The 16,021-nt window shown below is 70.4% G+C and carries 11 protein-coding genes; 5 read left to right on the top strand and 6 right to left on the bottom strand.

All coding sequences use genetic code 11. From position 1 onward, the window contains the following. Positions 1–3: 3 nt before the first annotated feature. A complete protein-coding gene (locus tag G4D87_RS00655; protein WP_163777230.1) occupies positions 4–3,387 on the top strand; it encodes an AAA family ATPase in 3,384 nt (1,127 codons plus the stop codon). 1 nt (position 3,388) lies between these two features. Further along, the gene (locus G4D87_RS00660) at positions 3,389–5,683 is read left to right on the top strand and encodes an AAA family ATPase (RefSeq protein ID WP_163777232.1); all 2,295 of its coding nucleotides are present in this window, start codon (positions 3,389–3,391) and stop codon (positions 5,681–5,683) included. Between the two features lie 55 nt (positions 5,684–5,738). Here the strand turns inward: G4D87_RS00660 and G4D87_RS00665 are convergent, their stop codons facing one another. The 6 genes from G4D87_RS00665 to G4D87_RS00690 form a co-directional block, all read right to left on the bottom strand. Continuing rightward, entirely contained in the window at positions 5,739–6,320 is a 582-nt protein-coding gene (locus tag G4D87_RS00665; protein ID WP_163777234.1) for a superoxide dismutase, read from the bottom strand. A 25-nt stretch (positions 6,321–6,345) separates the two neighbouring features. Further along, positions 6,346–6,846: a flavin reductase family protein gene (locus G4D87_RS00670; RefSeq protein ID WP_163777236.1), complete on the bottom strand. Its 501-nt coding sequence runs from the start codon at positions 6,844–6,846 to the stop codon at positions 6,346–6,348. 151 nt (positions 6,847–6,997) lie between these two features. Continuing rightward, complete coding sequence (locus tag G4D87_RS00675) at positions 6,998–9,259, bottom strand: xanthine dehydrogenase family protein molybdopterin-binding subunit (protein ID WP_163777238.1); 2,262 nt, start codon at positions 9,257–9,259, stop codon at positions 6,998–7,000. 10 nt (positions 9,260–9,269) lie between these two features. Continuing rightward, positions 9,270–9,731 carry a (2Fe-2S)-binding protein gene (locus G4D87_RS00680; protein ID WP_163777240.1) on the bottom strand — a complete coding sequence of 154 codons (462 nt, stop codon included), beginning with the start codon at positions 9,729–9,731 and terminating at the stop codon, positions 9,270–9,272. After that, positions 9,728–10,360, bottom strand: coding sequence for an Isoquinoline 1-oxidoreductase subunit (locus G4D87_RS00685; RefSeq protein ID WP_240357900.1), 633 nt, complete (start codon positions 10,358–10,360; stop codon positions 9,728–9,730). Before G4D87_RS00685 ends, G4D87_RS00680 begins: the two co-directional genes overlap by 4 nt. A 98-nt stretch (positions 10,361–10,458) precedes the next feature. Continuing rightward, positions 10,459–13,116: an AAA family ATPase gene (locus tag G4D87_RS00690; protein ID WP_163777244.1), complete on the bottom strand. Its 2,658-nt coding sequence runs from the start codon at positions 13,114–13,116 to the stop codon at positions 10,459–10,461. Positions 13,117–13,281: 165 nt separating this feature from the next. Here G4D87_RS00690 and G4D87_RS00695 point away from each other — a divergent pair, with 165 nt between their 5' ends. The 3 genes from G4D87_RS00695 (at position 13,282) to G4D87_RS00705 (ending at position 16,001) form a co-directional block, all read left to right on the top strand. Next, a complete protein-coding gene (locus tag G4D87_RS00695) occupies positions 13,282–13,716 on the top strand; it encodes a hypothetical protein (protein ID WP_163777246.1) in 435 nt (144 codons plus the stop codon). 73 nt (positions 13,717–13,789) lie between these two features. Continuing rightward, positions 13,790–14,356, top strand: coding sequence for a hypothetical protein (locus G4D87_RS00700; RefSeq protein WP_163777248.1), 567 nt, complete (start codon positions 13,790–13,792; stop codon positions 14,354–14,356). Between the two features lie 181 nt (positions 14,357–14,537). Beyond that, the gene (locus tag G4D87_RS00705; protein ID WP_163777250.1) at positions 14,538–16,001 is read left to right on the top strand and encodes an MDR family MFS transporter; all 1,464 of its coding nucleotides are present in this window, start codon (positions 14,538–14,540) and stop codon (positions 15,999–16,001) included. Positions 16,002–16,021 lie beyond the last annotated feature (20 nt).

The raw sequence follows: 16,021 nt of genomic DNA on the forward strand, positions 1-16,021 counted from the left end.
GACATGGACCTGAAGCTTCCCTTCGTGGTGGCCCCGCTCAGCGGCCGGCTCGTCGAGGCCTGGGTGCCCGCCTTCTTCCCGGCGCTGCACAAGGTGGGGCCCAGCCTCTCCATGCTGCGAGACGAGCTCGCGCTCGGCGTCATGGAGCGCTTCGAGCGCGAGTCGCCCTCCCAGGTGGCGCAGTACCAGCTCCCGCCCCACTTCGCCCTGAAGCACGTCACCGTCGATGCGGAAGGCAGGGACCGGGAGAAGAACCGGCGCGTCGTCCTCCAGGGCACCATGTCCGTGCTGCTGGAGAAGTGGCCCCGTGACACCTTCTGGGTCGTCACCCCCACCCGGCTCCCCGCCGCGCGCTTCGCGCTGAACCAGCCCGCGGACCTGCCCCAAGCGCTCGCGCGGCGGCTGGTGGCGTGGTGCCTGGAGCACAACCTGGACGCCCTGGACGCGCACTGGGCCCAGGGCCGGGAGCAGCTGGAGCTCCTGGAGGTGGATGCCTATGCGCCCTCCGTGCTCCCCCGCACGCCGCCGCGACCGGCCCAGCCCGCGCGACGACGCCGGACGAAGCACCCGGCGAAGGATGACACCGCGCCCGAGACGCCCGAGCAGCGGGAGCAACGCCGCAACCGACGCCGCCTCACCTTGGTGGAGCTCCGGGCCGTGGCGCGCAACCTGAGCCACGGTGCCCGGGACGGCACGCTGGAGCGCTGCTTCGGCCGGGAGGCCCTGGTGCGCGAGCTCGTGGAGGCGCTCGAAGGGCGCGAGGGCTCCGCGCTGGTGCTGGTGGGGCCACCTGGCGCGGGCAAGACGGCCCTGATTCACGAAGTGGTGAGCCGGCTCACCGCCCGGCAGGACGCCGCGGGCGTGCGCCGCGACGTGTGGCGCGTGGACGGCAACCAGTTCATCGCCGGCATGATGTACGTTGGCCAGTGGGAGGCCCGCGCGCGAGGAGTGGTGAAGGAGCTGACGGAGGTCGGCGACCTGCTCTACGTGGACGACCTGGCCTCGCTCGTCTACGCGGGCCGCACGCGCAATGAGCGCACCAACGTCGCGCAGTTCCTGGAGCCCCACATGGCCCGGGGCGAGCTCACGGTGCTCGCCGAGTCCACACCCGAGCGCTTCGAGCGCGTGCGGGAAGAAGCTCCGACGCTCGCCTCGCTCTTCCGCGTCATCCACGTCCCCGCGCTGGATGCGCGCGCCACGCTGCCCGCGCTTCTTGGCACCGTGCGCGAACTGGAGGCGGACAGCACGGACAGCGCGGTCCGGCTCTCGCCGCTGGCGCTGGAGACCCTGCTCTCCTTGCAGGAGCGCTTCGTGTCGCACGAGGCGTTCCCGGGCAAGGCCGTCCGCCTGCTCCGCCGGGTCATGGCCCGACAAGGCGTCAGCGCCTCGGGCACCCGGCGCTTCTCGTCGGGGGATGTCATCGACGCGATGCGGGAGCAGACGGGACTTCCGGACTTCATCCTGGGCAGCGCCCAGCCGAAGAAGCGCGAGGCGCTGACGTGGGAGCTGCAGCGGCAGGTGGCGGGCCAGCCCGAGGCCGTGGACGCCGTGGTGGACGCCATCCTCACGTTGCAGTCCGCGCTCCAGCCGTCCGACAAGCCGCTGGCCACCTACCTCTTCGTGGGCCCCACGGGCGTGGGCAAGACGGAGACGGCGAAGGCGCTCGCGCGGACGCTCTTCGGCGGGGAGCAGCGACTCATCCGTTTCGACATGTCGGAGTTCGTCACGTCCTCCAGCATCACCCGGCTGCTCGGGCGGCCCGGCGCGCCCGACGGCGAGCTGACCACCGCGCTGCGCACCCAGCCCTTCTGCGTGGTGCTGTTCGACGAGGTGGAGAAGGCCCATCCCCGCGTGTTCGACGCCCTCCTCCAGTTCCTCGGTGAGGGCCGGCTGACGGACGGCGCGGGACGCACGGTGGATGCCCGGCAGTCCGTCGTCGTGCTCACGAGCAACCTCGGCGTGCGCGAGGCCGCCACCCACACCGGCTTCCACCGCACCGCGGACAGCGCGGAGGCGCACTATCTCTCCGCCGTGCGCGCCTGGTTCCGCCCGGAGTTCTTCAACCGGCTGGACCGGGTGGTGCCCTTCCGTCCACTCACGCCCGCCGCGCTGCGCGTGGTGGTGGACCACGCGCTCGAAGCCCTGCTGTCGCGTCATGGCATCCGGCAGGGCAACGTGCTGGTGGAGGTCGAGCCGCGCCTGCTGGACCTGCTGGTGGAGGAGGCCTACGACCCGCGCTACGGCGCCCGCCCCCTCAAGCGCGCCCTGGAGAAGCGCCTCACGTTGCCCCTGGCCCACCACCTGGTGCGGCGGAGCGCGGACGACCTGGCGCGCGTGGAGCTGCTGCGGGATGGCGACGACCTGCGTGTGTCGGTGGAGCTGCTGGTCAACGCGCCCGCGTGGACACCCGAGCGACCAGACTCTGCCTGGGCACTGGCGGAGGTCTCCCGCCTGCTCGAGGAGACCGGCTCGCGGCTGGAGGCGTTGATGACGGAGGAGGTGCCCGAGGCGGGGGAGCTGGCGGAGCGGCTGCACCGGCTGGCACTTGAGGCCACGGACATCCGCGACTACGAGCTGGTCCCGCGCGAGTTCCAGGACGCGCAGTCGCCTGAGTCCACCGTGAAGCAGCGTCTGACTTCGCACTCGAATCACGTGGGCCACCTGGGCCTGCGGCAGCGCCCTGCCTACGAGGAGCGCCCGCTGCACGTCTCGAACGAAGAACAGCTCCGCCGCGCACAGCCCCGGGTGCTGGCCCTTCGCGACGAGACCGCCTGGGTCGAACACCAGCTCACGCACCTGGCGCGGGGGACGGACGTCGTGACGGTGTTGGTGGAGGGGCTCGGCGACGCACCACCCTCCGCGGTGTGGACCGTGGCGCACTCCCTCCCTTGTGCCCTTGGGGAGACGGCGATGTACCTGGAAGCCGTCCACGCCGATGGGCGCTCCGAGTGGTTCCGCCATGGAGACGAGCGGTCCGAGGACCTGGCGCTGCGGCGTGTCGCCGTGCGGATGTCGGCCATCGGCCTGCGCGAGGTGCTGGCGCCCCTTCGAGGTTATGCGCTGGTGGACCTCGTCCACGGAGATGGGCCGCGCCAGGTCCTGGTCCGTATGGAGCACCTGTCCGAAGACGTGGGGCGTCTGGAGGACGTGCCGCGCGTGATGGCGGCATGGGATGAGGCCGTCATCCGCGAACGCGAAGCCCGCGGGAGCGGCGCCGCGTCAGTGGCCGTGGCCAGCCACGTCATCCTGCGTGGCCGCGAGGGTGTCACGACCGGACGGCCCCACGACTCGACCGAGCTTACGCACGTCGCGAGCGGACGCCGCCCCGGCGAGGCGCTCGCCTGGGCCGCGAGGGTGCTCCGGGAACCTGGCCAGGGACACGACTGACATGGAAAAGAACGTCCACCTCTTCGTGCGCACCTATCCCGGGCTGGGCGTGGCGGCCCACGTCCTCACCCACCCGCACCTGGCGGCCTTCGCGCCGACGCTGCACGCCGCGAGGCTCGACATCGCGGCGGTGGTGGGGCGGCTCCTCAAGCGAGGCGAGCTCTGGGACGAGGAGACGCACTGGAGCGACTTGCGCCAGCGGAAGACGACGCTGACGGTGCGCGCGCTCGAACACGGGAAGATGCTGTCCGTCCCGCTGCGCCTCACCGTGCTCACGCACGGGGTGAAGGCCCGCACCGCACGCAAGGGGGCATCGGCGCGCCAGTCCCTGCGGGTGTGGGTGCCCCGCGTGGACGTCAAGGGCACGCTGTATGACGCGGCGGACCTGGAGCCCTTCGTCGAGGAGCTGGTCCGCCACGAGCTCTACCTCGCGCCGCTCGACCGGCTGCACGCGCTGGCCTACGTGGGCGAGGAACAGGTGGAGACGCTGTCGGTGCCGGTCCGCTTCCGGGACACGCCGCGTGCCCGCGCCGTCGATGCCGCGAAGCCGCAGCGGCGCCAGGCGCCACCACCCGGGCTCGCGGAAGCCAGCCGGTGCCTCAATGAAGAAGCGCGCGCGGGCTTGCTGGAGCGCGCCTGGGAGCGGGATCTGGAGGTGTCCCGGCTCGCGGAGGCCGTCACCTCGCGCACCCGCGCCAGCGTGCTCCTGGTGGGCCCGTCGTCCGTGGGCAAGACGGCCCTGGTCCATGAGCTGGTGCAACGCGCGGAGGCGGCCACCCCGGGTTCGCCGCTCCACGGGCTGGAGGTCTTCAGCTCCTCCGGGGGCCGCATCATGGCGGGCATGCGCTACCTGGGGCAGTGGCAGGAGCGCGTGAAGCACATGGTGGAGGCCCTGCGTGTCCGCCGGGCCGTGCTGCACCTCGACAGCCTGTCGGAGCTGCTCTCCCTGGGTGGCGGGGACACGGGGCTGGATGTGGCGCGTCAGCTCCTGCCCGCGTTGGAGAGTGGCGAAGTTTCACTCGTCCTGGAGGCGACCCCAGAGGACGTGGCCCGCGCGGAGCGGACCCACGCCGCGTTCCTGCAATCGCTCCGGCACATCGCCGTGGCGCCCCTTTCGGCCCAGGCCGCGCGCGCCGCGCTTCTGCAGGCCTCGCATCGGGTGGGCCGCGCGCGCAAGGTGCGCTTCACGCCCGATGCGCTGGACCGCGCTGGCGAGCTCACGGAGCGCTTCGGCTCGGGCCCTTTGCCCGGAGGCGCGGTGTCCCTGCTGCGCGCCGCCAGCACGGAGCCCGGCGCGGCCGGAGACGTGAATGCCGCCTCGGTGACGCGCGCCTTCTGCACTCGGACCGGCTACCCGCTCGAGCTGGTGGACTCCGCCATCCGGTTGGACCCGGACGCCCTGCTCCGCCGCCTCCGCGAGCGCGTGGTGGGCCAGGACGAGGCCACCCTCCTCCTGCGCAACCTGGTCGTCACGCTGAAGACGGGCCTGGCGGACCCCTCGCGTCCGCTGGGCGCCTTCCTGCTGCTGGGCCCCACGGGCGTGGGCAAGACGGAGTCGGCGCTGGCGCTGGCGGAGTACCTGTTTGGCGACGTGGCCCGGCTGGCGCGCTTCGACATGGCGGAGTACGCCGCGCCCGGCAGCGCCACCCGGCTGGCGGGAGAAGCGGGAGGCCAACAAGGCAGCCTGGCGCGGCGCGTCCGCGAGCAGCCCTTCGGCGTGGTGCTGCTGGACGAAGTCGAAAAGGCGGACGCGGGCGTCCATGACCTGCTGTTGCAGGTGCTGGGCGAAGGCCGGCTCACGGACGCCACCGGCCGCACCGTCAGCTTCCGCAACACCGTGGTGCTGCTCACCAGCAACCTGGGTGCGGACAGCGCGGGGCGCTCGCTGGGCTTCGGGGAGCGCGGCGTCCAGGAGCGGGCGGCGCATTACCTGGGGGCCGCGGCGGCCTTCTTCCGGCCCGAGCTGCTGAACCGGTTGGACCGGGTGGTGCCCTACCGCGCGCTCACGGAGGACGTCATCGAAGCACTCGCCCGGCGCGCGCTGGAGGCGGCCCTCTCTCGCGAGGGGCTCAGCCGCCGGGGCGTGAAGGTGGCCTTCGACGAGGACGTGGTGAAGCACCTGGCGCGCGCCGGCTTCGACGCACGCTATGGGGCCAGGCCGCTCAAGCGCGTCGTGGAGCAACAGGTGGTCGCGCCCCTGGCGCGGTGGCTGGCGGCCCAGGCCACCAGCGCTCCGCCCCAGGTGGTGCTCCGCGTGGGAGCGGAGGGGCGGATTGCGTTGAGCGGCCTCGAATGACCTCCGAGGCCGCCCAGGCCAGCGATGGACGCCGTGCGTGGGCGTGCGGTGCGGCCTAGCCCTTGAGGTTCTGGGCCACGAAGTCCCAGTTCACCAGGTGCGTCAGGAACGTCTCGATGAACTTGGGACGCGCGTTCCGGAAGTCGATGTAATAGGCGTGCTCCCACACGTCGATGGTCAGCAGGGCCTTCTGGCCGTGCTTCATCGGCAGGTCGGCGTTGCCCGTCTTGGTGACCTTGAGCTTGCCGCCCTCCAGCACCAGCCACGCCCAGCCCGAGCCGAACTGCGTGGCCGCGGCGGTGGAGAACTCCTCCTTGAACTTCTCGAAGGAGCCGAAGTCACGGTCGATGGCCGCCGCGAGCTCACCCGTCGGCTTGCCGCCGCCAGCGGGCTTCATGCACTGCCAGAAGAAGGTGTGGTTCCACACCTGCGCGGCGTTGTTGAACACACCGCCCTCGCTGTTGAGGATGACCTCCTCCAGCGACTTGTTCGCCTCCGGCTTGCCGTCCAGGAGCTTGTTCAGGTTCGTCACGTAGGCGGCGTGGTGCTTGTCGTGGTGGAACTCGAGCGTCTCCGCGCTCATGTGCGGCTGGAGCGCGTCCTTCTTGTAAGGCAGTTCAGGCAGCGTGAACGGCATGGTCGTTTCCTTTCGGTGAGAGAAGTCAGGCGCCACCGCTATCAGACGGCGGCAGAGAGGTCACGGTTCGATAGCCCCGCTCCCAATAAAGAAGGGGCTCCTGCGGACGTCCCGCATGGAGACGTGTGACGCGGCCGACAATCAGCGTGTGGTCACCGTGACGGTGCAGGCCATGGACCTGGCATGACAGCCCCACCAGGCTGTCCCGCACGAAGGCGTCGGCGTCGAATAGCTGCGCGTCGAGCTCACCCTTCGCGCACCGCACGGAGATGGAACGTTGTGCGGCGGACAGGATGCTGAGCGTGAAGACGCCGGAGGCCTCCACCCGCTTCAACGTGCGGGACGCCTCTGTCAGCGCCACCACCACCAGCGGCGGCTCCAGCGACAGCGAACTGAAGGAGCTCACCGTCGTCGCCCGCAGGCCTTCGGCGTCTCGTATCGCGACCACGGCCACGCCGGTGGCCCACTGGGCCATGGCATCCCGGAAGCCGCGCGCGTCCACACCTTCTGGCGTGCTCTGCGTCATGCCCCCTGGATACAGGCGCTCCGCCCACCTGTCATCACACCTGCCAATGGATTGGCGGGTTGTTGTTCCAATGACAGGGGTCTGGATGACCCACCCGCGCGAAGGCGCGCCGTCCCGGTGCCTGGAGCTCCCCAGGCACCGGACGTGACACTCAGACGGCCAGCGTGCGGGACACCGGCAGCTCACGGATGCGCGTGCCCGTGAGCGCGAAGATGGCGTTGATGATGGCGGGCGCCACCGGAGGCACGCCGGGCTCGCCAATGCCGCCGGACGGCAGCTCGCTGGGGACGATGTCGACGTGAATCTTCCGCGGCGCCTCTCCGATGCGCACCAGCTTGAGGTCGTGGAAGTTCGACTGCTCCGGCACCCCGCCCTTCATGGTGACGGCGCCGTGCAGCGCGATGCTCATGCCGAAGATGACGGAGCCCTCCATCTGTGAGCGCACGCGCTCCGGGTTGAGAATCGTCCCGGCATCCACCGACACCCACGCCTCGTCGACGCGGAGGCGCCCCTGGTCATCCTTGACCACCGAGGCCACCACGGCCACGTAGCTGAGGAAGCTGCGGTGCGCGGCGAGCCCCAGCGCCCGGCCCTTCGCCTTGCGCGCGTCCCAGCCAGACATCGCCGTCACGCGCTCGATGACACCGCGCAAGCGCCCCGCGTCCACGGGGTGGTCCTCCACGGAGGCGCCGTAGTTCCGCAGCGCGGTGATGCCCAGCTCCTGGAGCGACGCCTGCCGCGGCGGCCCCAGCACCTCCAGGAGCATGTCGCGCGAGTCCGCGCCACGAAGGTGCGCCAGCTCGTCCACGAACGCGTTCACGGAGAAGGCGTGGAAGATGTTGTAGACGGAGCGGAGCCAGCCGATGCGCACGTGAGGGGGCGCCTCGCAGGTCTCCGCCCGGACGTTGGGCACGGAGAGCGCCAGGTCGAGCACGCCCTGCTGGAGGTCCGACGGGCTGGGCCGCGTGGCCTGCCCGAAGGTGGACGCGATGGGCGGGAACGCCGTGCGGTGCCGCCACGCGATGACCTTGCCGGACGCATCCAATCCCGCGGTGAGCTGCTGCGCGCTGACGGAGTGATAGTAGTCGTGCCGGACGTCGTCCTCGCGCGTCCACTGCACGCGCACCGGCACGCCCGCTTCCTTCGCCAGCCACACCACCTCGGCGATGAAGTCCGCCTTGGACTTGCGGCCGAAGCCTCCGCCCAGGAACGTGACGTGGACCTGGACCTTCTCCTCCGGGAGCTCCGCCGTCGCCGCCGCCACGCCGCGCGCGGCCTGTGGATGCTGCGTGGGCGCCCAGACCTCACACGTCCCGTTCTCCACCCGCGCCAGGGCCACGGGAGGCTCCATGGGGACGTGGGACAGGTGGGGGACGTGGTACTCGGCCTGGACGACGCGGGCGGCGGAGGCGAGCGCCGCGTCGATGTCACCGACGTTGCGCGCCACCGCTCCGGGTTCGCGAATCGACGCCGTCAGCTGCTCCCGGTACGTCGTCGAGTCATAGGAGGCGTTCGGCCCGTCCTCCCAGGTGATGTCCAGGGCCTCGCGCCCGCGCATCGCCGCCCAGGTGTTCTCCGCGAGCACCGCGACACCGCCCCAGAGCTGGAACGTGTAGGGCGGCTTCGGCGCGGGCAGCTCGAAGACCTTCTTCACCCCGGGCACCGCGAGCGCGCGGGTGGCGTCGAAGCGAACGACCTTGCCGCCCACGACAGGCGGGCGCGCCACCACCGCGATGAGCATCCCTGGCAGACGGATGTCGGCGCCAAACACCGCGGTGCCCGTCACATAGGCAGGGCCATCCAGCAACGGCATGGGCCGGCCCGCCCTCCGCAGCTCACTCTTCGGCCGCAGCTTGACGTCCTGCTCCTTCGGGATGGGCAGCTTCGACGCGGCGGCCACCAGCTCGCCGAAGCCCAGCGAGCGCGTGCCGTCGCGGAGGAACACCGCGTGGTCCCGGGCCTCGCACGCCTCCGGCTTCACCTTCCAGCGGCGAGCGGCGGCGGCCACCAGCATCACCCGAGCGGTGGCGCCCATGCGGCGGATGTCGTCGTACACGCCCCGCACGCTGCTGGAGCCGTCCGTGTTCTGGTCGCCGTAGACCTTGTCGCCGTCGGCCTGGGCCACCGTCACCCGCGCCATGTCCGCGCCCAGCTCATCCGCGACGAGCACCGGCAGCGAGCTGCGAATGCCCTGCCCCATCTCCGAGCGGGCACAGACGATGGTGACCGCTCCGTCCGGCGCCACATGGACGAACACGTTCGGGTTCAACCCCGGAGCGCCCTTCGCCGTGGAGGCCTCATTGGCCGCCACGGCCAGGCCGCCAGAGAAGACGCCCAGGGCGAGCCCTCCCACGGACAGGTTCAGGCCTTCCAGGAACGAGCGCCGGCTAATCAACGTGAGCAGCTTCGTCATGGCGGCCTCGTCACTCCTCGGACATGCCCGCGGCCTTCTTCACGGCCGAGCGGATTCGCGTGTACGTCCCACACCGGCAGAGGTTGCCGGCGAGCGACTGGTCAATCTCCTTGTCGGACGGCTGTGGCTTCTTCGCCAGCAGCGCCGCCGCGCACATGATCTGCCCCGTCTGGCAGAAGCCACACTGCGGCACGCCCAGCTCCACCCAGGCCTTCTGCAGCGGGTGGTTGCCGTCGGGCGACAGCCCTTCGATGGTCGTCACCGAGTGCCCCTCCGCGCGGCCGATGGGCGTCACGCACGCGCGGACTGGCTGGCCGTCGAGGTGGACGGTGCATGCGCCACACAGCGCCTGACCGCAGCCGTACTTCGTGCCAGTGAGCCCGAGCACGTCCCGCACCGCCCACAGCAGCGGCATCTCCGGGTCGACGTCCAGCTCCTTCTCCTCACCGTTGATGCGAACGCGAACCGTCACGGCCGTGCCTCCTCGCTCGGGCACTCCGAGCCCGTCTCCACCCAGGCCGCGACGATGGCGCCGAACTGCGCCTGCGTTCCCGGAGCGGGCTCACGCCCCGAGCCCGGGTTCCATCCCCAGGCCACCAGCGTGTCGTGGGCGTTGTGTTCAATCATCTGCTCGGGCGTCTTGCCGCCGTTGCGCTTCATGTCCTTGAGCTGCTCGCACACCTCGCGAGGGCTCCTCCCCACCCACGCCATTTCAATGGGGGCGACATGCCACTTCGGCGCACCAGGCACGCGGGCCAGGTCCTGGTTCTTGTCCTGGTGGCAGCTGGTGCACTCCATGCCCACCACGCCCTGGTCCTCGGGGCCGCGCACCACGGGCGGGTCATGAAGCTGGCCGTCGTCGCCTTGCAGCGGGCTGTCCCCCGCCGGGTGACAGTTCGCGCACCGCGGGTGGAAGAAGACGCGACTGGCCTCCAGGAAGAGCGCGCGAGAGCGCTCCTTCCGGTCCGGGATGGCCGCGAAGGCCTCCACGGGGCGCAGCGCGTTGGGGGCAACCTCGGGCAGCGCGGGAACCTGCGCCGCCGCGGCATCGGGCTCTCGCTTACATCCTCCCGCCAGCAGGAGGAGGCAGAGCGAGGCCATGACCGGAAGAGATGGCTGCATCACGCCAAGGCTCCGGTATGTCCGTACCAACTACAAGGCGAATGTTCGGGGGCCAGGATGACCCCACACGTGACGGTTCAGTGAACGGCGCTCTCTTCGGCCTGCTCGCCTTCCGTCTCAGTGGCCTCCACCTCGTCGAAACGGAATTTTCCATCCTTGAAATCCGCGCTCACGCGGCTGTTCTCATGGATGTCGCCCGAGATGAGCTTCTCCGCGAGCGGCGCCTCGATGGCGCGCTGGATTTCACGCCGCAGCGGACGCGCGCCGAAGGTCGGATCCCACCCCTTGTCCACCAGCGCCTCCAGCGCCGCGGGCGTCACCTCCAGCGCGATGCCCTGGCCGTGCAGCAGGCGGCGCGTCTTCTCCAGCATCAGGTCCACGATGGCGCGCAGCTGCGCGCGGTTGAGCGGTTCGAAGACCACCGTCTCGTCGATGCGGTTGAGGAACTCGGGTGGGAAGTGCCCCTTGAGCACGCCCATGACGCGCTCCCGCATGCGCTCCTGCGGCTCCTTGCGCCCGGTGGACTCCTGGATGAGGTGCGAGCCCAGATTGCTGGTGCCGATGATGACGGTGTTCTTGAAGTTCACCACCGTGCCCTGCGCGTCCGTGAGCCGCCCGTCATCCAGCACCTGGAGCAGCATGTGGAACACGTCGGGGTGGGCCTTCTCCACCTCGTCGAAGAGGAGCACGCTGTAGGGCCGCCGCCGCACGGCCTCCGTGAGCTGACCGCCCTCCTCGTAGCCAACGTAGCCCGGCGGCGCGCCCACCAGCCGGCTCACGGCGTGCTTCTCCATGTACTCACTCATGTCGAAGCGGATGAGCGCCTTCTCGTCATCGAAGAGCAGCTCCGCCAGCGTCTTCGCCAGCTCCGTCTTGCCCACGCCCGTGGGGCCCAGGAAGAGGAAGGAGCCGATGGGACGCGACTCGTCCTTCAGCCCCGCCCTCGCCCGCCGGATGGCCTGCGACAGCACGCGGATGGCCTCCTCCTGACCGATGACGCGCTCGTGCAGCCGCGACTCCAACTCCAGCAGCTTCTTGCGCTCGTCTTCCGTCATCTGCGTCACGGGGATGCCCGTCATGCGCGACAGCACCTCCGCCACGTCCTCGGCGCGGACCTCCGGCGTCTCACCGGACTTCTGCGTGCGGCGCTCCTTCTGCGCGCTCTGGACCTCGCGCTCGGCGGCGTTCAGCTTCGACTCCAGCTCCTGGATGCGCGGCCCCGCCTTCCGGCCGCGTGCCTCGTCGAGCGAGCGCTTCACCTTCACCACCTCATGCTCGGCGTTCACCAGGCGCTCCGGTGGCAGCGTGAGCCGCAAGCGCACCCGGGCCGCCGCCTGGTCCACCAGGTCAATGGCCTTGTCCGGCAGGAAGCGCCCGGTGACGTAGCGGTCCGACAGCTCCACCGCCGCCACCAGCGCCTCGTCCGCGATGCGCACGCGGTGGTGGGATTCGTAGCGGTCCTTGAGGCCTCGCAGAATCTCGATGGCCTGCTCGGCCGTCGGCTCCGGGACGACCACGGGCTGGAAGCGGCGTTCGAGCGCGGCGTCCTTCTCGATGCGCTTGCGGTACTCGTCCAGCGTCGTCGCGCCGATGACGTGCAGCTCGCCGCGCGCCAGGGACGGCTTGAGCATGTTGCCCGCGTCCATGGCGCCCTCCGCCGCGCCCGCGCCGACGATGGTGTGAATCTCGTCGATGAAGAGGACGATGTCCTCGCTGTGCGCCTTCACCTCGTCCATGACCTTCTTCAACCGCTCCTCGAACTCGCCGCGGTACTTGCTGCCCGCGAGCAGGCCGGACAAATCCAATTGCAGCACGCGCTTGTCGCGCAGCGTGTCGGGGACGGCCGCGGAGATGATGCGCTGGGCGATGCCCTCCACGATGGCCGTCTTGCCCACGCCCGGCTCACCGATGAGCACCGGGTTGTTCTTCGTGCGGCGCGAGAGGATTTCGAGCGTGGTCTCGATTTCGTTGGCCCGCCCCACCACCGGGTCCAGCTTCCCTTCCGAGGCCAGGCTCGTCAGGTCGCGGCAGTACTCATCCAACGTGGGCGTGGGCGACCGGCGCGCCTCGTCGGAGGAAGGCGCCAGCGACTCCGCGACGGATGCGCGTGCCTTGCCATGCTGGGCGCCTTGCTCGCGCAGAAGCTCCGACGCCAGGCCTTCCCCTTCCTGGAGCAACCCCAGCAGCACGTGCTCGGGGCCCACGTAGGAATGCCCCAGCTCGAAGGCCTCCTGGTACGCGAGCTCCAGGGCGCGCTTGGCGTGCGGCGACAGCTCGGGGCGCTCCATGGGGCGCTTCCCACGGCGCAGCTCGGACTCGGCGCGCTCGGCGACGCGGGCCGGGTCCAGCTTCATGCGGCTAAGCGCCGCTCGTCCCAGCGGGTCCTTCGCGAGCGCCACCAGCAAGTGCTCCGTGTCGATGGAGGCCGCACCCGCGCTCCGCGCCGCCTCGAAGGCCGCCTCCAGCACGCGCCGCGTCTCATCGGAGAAGGCCTCGGTGATGTCGTAGCGCTCCACCGGCTGCTGGAGTGAGCGCGACAGCCCCCCGAAGTCCTCGTCTCCGAAGTCACTGAAGAACTGGTCGAAGAGCGACGTGCCCAGGCCCATGCGCCCGAAGCGCGAGCGCTGGCTGCTGCAGAGGTCACACAGGGACTCGGTGGTTCGCCGGTTCCCCATGACGCGAGTGACTCGGGTGGTCGCCGGGCGCTGGTGGCAGAGGTCGCAGACGTTGGCCATGGTTTGGGGTCCCCCGAACGACGGTTCACCGCCAACGCTGGGGACGGCCGGTGCGAATCACCTCGGCCCCAGGCCCGGGCCGGGCGTCCAAGGTGGCCCCCCGTTGCAGGGGACGCTAACCTGCTGGAAGCGTCGTTTTTTCTACGTCCTCCGGGAGTCCCCGAGATGTCCGAACAGAAACCCCGCCTGAAGCGCCCCGTGGAGAATGTCCGCGCCGAGCTGCTCGCGGACCCAGACACCCAGCGCATCGCGAAGTCCCTGGACATGGAGCTGGAGGCCTACGTCGAGCTGGTCCTCGACTACGCCCAGAACCCGGACAAGGAGCCGACGCTCATCGTCGCCCCGGACGAGGAGCTGCGCGCCGCCGGCTACAACCCGCCGTCCACCCAGGACGTCGCCAACTTCTTCATCGCCGCCGCCAATGGCGAGCTGGGCATTGGACCGCCCAAGTCCTATTACAGTGGCTTTGAAGGGAAGCAGGATGACGCGAACAAGCCGTCCCTGCGTGGGGATGAGGGCCAGGAGCCCGTGAAGGTGGACGAGGAGACCAGCCAGAAGCTCCGCCAGCACGTGCCCAAGGGCGGGCCTGATCGCGTCTAGGCGGATTTGAAGCAACTTTCTCCCACGCTCCCCGACAATCCGTACATTCACCCCCTTTCATAGAGGTTTCCCCATGTCCGTTGGCGGCGCAGGTGGTTCGAACGGTGGCCGTGGCTCGAATGGCGCGAGCAGTGCTGGTCGGAGCGCCGCCGCGGGTGCGGCCAGCGCGGCGAGCAAGGCCGCGGGCGGTATCGCGGGCGCGCTGGGCGGCATTGGCAAGGCGCTGGGCGGCATCGGCAAGGCGGTAGGCGGCCTGGCGGCGGGCATCGGCAACATCGCCGGCAAGATTGGCAGCGCGCTGGGTCAGGTGTCCGGCCTCGTCGACAAGGCGATGAGCGCCATCACCGGCCCGCTCAAGGGCATGATTGGCGGCCTGCTGGACAAGCTGCCCTTCGGCATCGGCCAGCTCGCCAAGCCCTTCGTCGACAAGTTCATCGACAACGGCCTGGCCATGGTCGCTGGCGGCCCGCTGGGCGGCGTGGCCTCCATGTTCGGCAAGGCCGGCACCGTGGGCAAGCTGGCGGACATGGTGGAGACGGTCCGCACCGGCGCGAAGACGGTGGGCGACATCGCCGAGGGCCGCTTCAACGCCCAGCAGATGGCGGCCTTCGCCCAGGCCCAGCTGATGCGCGGCCTGTAATCCCGAATCGGATGGAAGCGCCCCAGGGCCAGTTCCCACGCAGGTGGGGGCTGGCCCTTCGTTCGTTTCCGAGTCCGTGTGCGTCCGCACGCGGAGTGGCCACCCGAGGCGCGAGGCCGCTTGTTGCTGGCGACCCCCGCCCGCAGCCGTTAAGGAGGGCCTCTCCCGCGCCGGCGCCTTCATGCGAACCACTCATCGTCCCCTCACCACCTTGGCCCTGGCCTTGAGCCTCTTCATGGCCGCCTTGGAAGCCACTGTCGTTTCCACGGCCATGCCCACGGTGGTGGGCGAGCTGGGTGGCATCCAGCACTACGCGTGGGTCTTCACCGCGTACATGCTGTCGTCCACCATCACCGTGCCCATCTACGGGAAGCTGGCGGACCTCTACGGCCGCAAGCCCGTGCTCCTGTTCGGCATCGTGCTGTTCCTCGTGGGCTCCATCGCCAGTGGAATGTCCACGTCCATGGCCATGCTGATTGGCTTCCGGACGCTCCAGGGCCTGGGCGCGGGCGCCATGCAGCCGGTGGCGCTCACCGTCATCGGGGACCTCTACACGCTGGAGGAGCGCGCGAAGGTGCAGGGCGCGTTCAGCGCGGTGTGGGGCATCGCCGGGCTGATTGGCCCCATCACCGGCGGCTTCATCGTGAAGTACCTCACCTGGCACTGGGTCTTCTTCATCAACGTCCCGGTGGGCCTGGGCTGCGTCGGCCTGCTGCTGAGCTATTTCCACGAGCGCGTGGAGCGCAAGCCCCAGAAGCTGGACTACGCGGGCGCCGCGCTGCTCACCGGCTGGGTGGTGGCGCTGCTCGTCGGCGTGCAGGGCGTGGGCGTGAATCTGTGGGGGCTGCCCGTGGCGGCGGTGCTGCTCGCGGCCTTCGTCGCCGTGGAGCGCAGGGCGGCCGAGCCCATCATCCCCATGTCCATCTTCAAGGTGCCGGCCATCGTCATCTCCTCCATCGCAGGGGCGCTCTTCTCCGCGGCGATGTTCGGGGCCACCACCTACGTTCCGCTCTTCGTCCAGGGCGTCCTGGGTGGCACGCCCACCGAGGCCGGCGGGATGATTACGCCGATGATTGTCGGCTGGCCGCTGGCGGCGCTCGTTGCGGGGAGGCTGCTGCTCAAGACGGGCTTCCGCCCGCTCATCGTGGGCGGGCTGGGGCTGACGGTGGTGGGCACATCGCTGATGGCGCTGCTCCTGGGGCCCCAGGCCCCCAAGCTGGTGCCGGAGGTGGCCATGGGTCTGTTCGGCATCGGCATGGGCTTCGCGTCCACCGCGCTGCTCATCGCCGTGCAGACCAGCGTGGGCTGGGAGCTGCGCGGCGTGGCCACTGCCAGCAACATGTTCTTCCGCACCATCGGCGGCGCCATCGGCGTGGGGCTGATGGGCGGCGTCATGGTGTCGCAGCTCCTCAAGGACCCGACGGTGCCGATTTCGGCCGCCAACGCCTTGATGAGCCCCGACCATGGCAAGGACCTGCCCGCGGAGCTGCTGGCGACGCTGAGCGGCGCGCTGGGCGCGGGGCTGAGCATCAACTTCTGGCTCATCTGCGCCTTCACCGTGGCCGCCTTCACCGCGGGGCTGTTCTTCCCCAAGGTGTCGCGCACCACGACGGTGTCCTCCACCGAGGTGGCGGCGCCGCACTGACGTCCGTGCGGCGCCCCCGC

It is taken from the genome of Myxococcus vastator, from assembly GCF_010894475.1.
Taxonomy (GTDB): Bacteria; Myxococcota; Myxococcia; order Myxococcales; family Myxococcaceae; genus Myxococcus; species Myxococcus vastator.

Coding starts and splice junctions, on each gene's coding strand:
- G4D87_RS00655 (WP_163777230.1), top strand. CDS start 4: ATGGACCTGAAGCTTCCCTTCGTGGTGGCCCCGCTCAGCGGCCGGCTC.
- G4D87_RS00660 (WP_163777232.1), top strand. CDS start 3,389: ATGGAAAAGAACGTCCACCTCTTCGTGCGCACCTATCCCGGGCTGGGC.
- G4D87_RS00665 (WP_163777234.1), bottom strand. CDS start 6,320: ATGCCGTTCACGCTGCCTGAACTGCCTTACAAGAAGGACGCGCTCCAG.
- G4D87_RS00670 (WP_163777236.1), bottom strand. CDS start 6,846: ATGACGCAGAGCACGCCAGAAGGTGTGGACGCGCGCGGCTTCCGGGAT.
- G4D87_RS00675 (WP_163777238.1), bottom strand. CDS start 9,259: ATGACGAAGCTGCTCACGTTGATTAGCCGGCGCTCGTTCCTGGAAGGC.
- G4D87_RS00685 (WP_240357900.1), bottom strand. CDS start 10,360: ATGGCCTCGCTCTGCCTCCTCCTGCTGGCGGGAGGATGTAAGCGAGAG.
- G4D87_RS00690 (WP_163777244.1), bottom strand. CDS start 13,116: ATGGCCAACGTCTGCGACCTCTGCCACCAGCGCCCGGCGACCACCCGA.
- G4D87_RS00695 (WP_163777246.1), top strand. CDS start 13,282: ATGTCCGAACAGAAACCCCGCCTGAAGCGCCCCGTGGAGAATGTCCGC.
- G4D87_RS00700 (WP_163777248.1), top strand. CDS start 13,790: ATGTCCGTTGGCGGCGCAGGTGGTTCGAACGGTGGCCGTGGCTCGAAT.
- G4D87_RS00705 (WP_163777250.1), top strand. CDS start 14,538: ATGCGAACCACTCATCGTCCCCTCACCACCTTGGCCCTGGCCTTGAGC.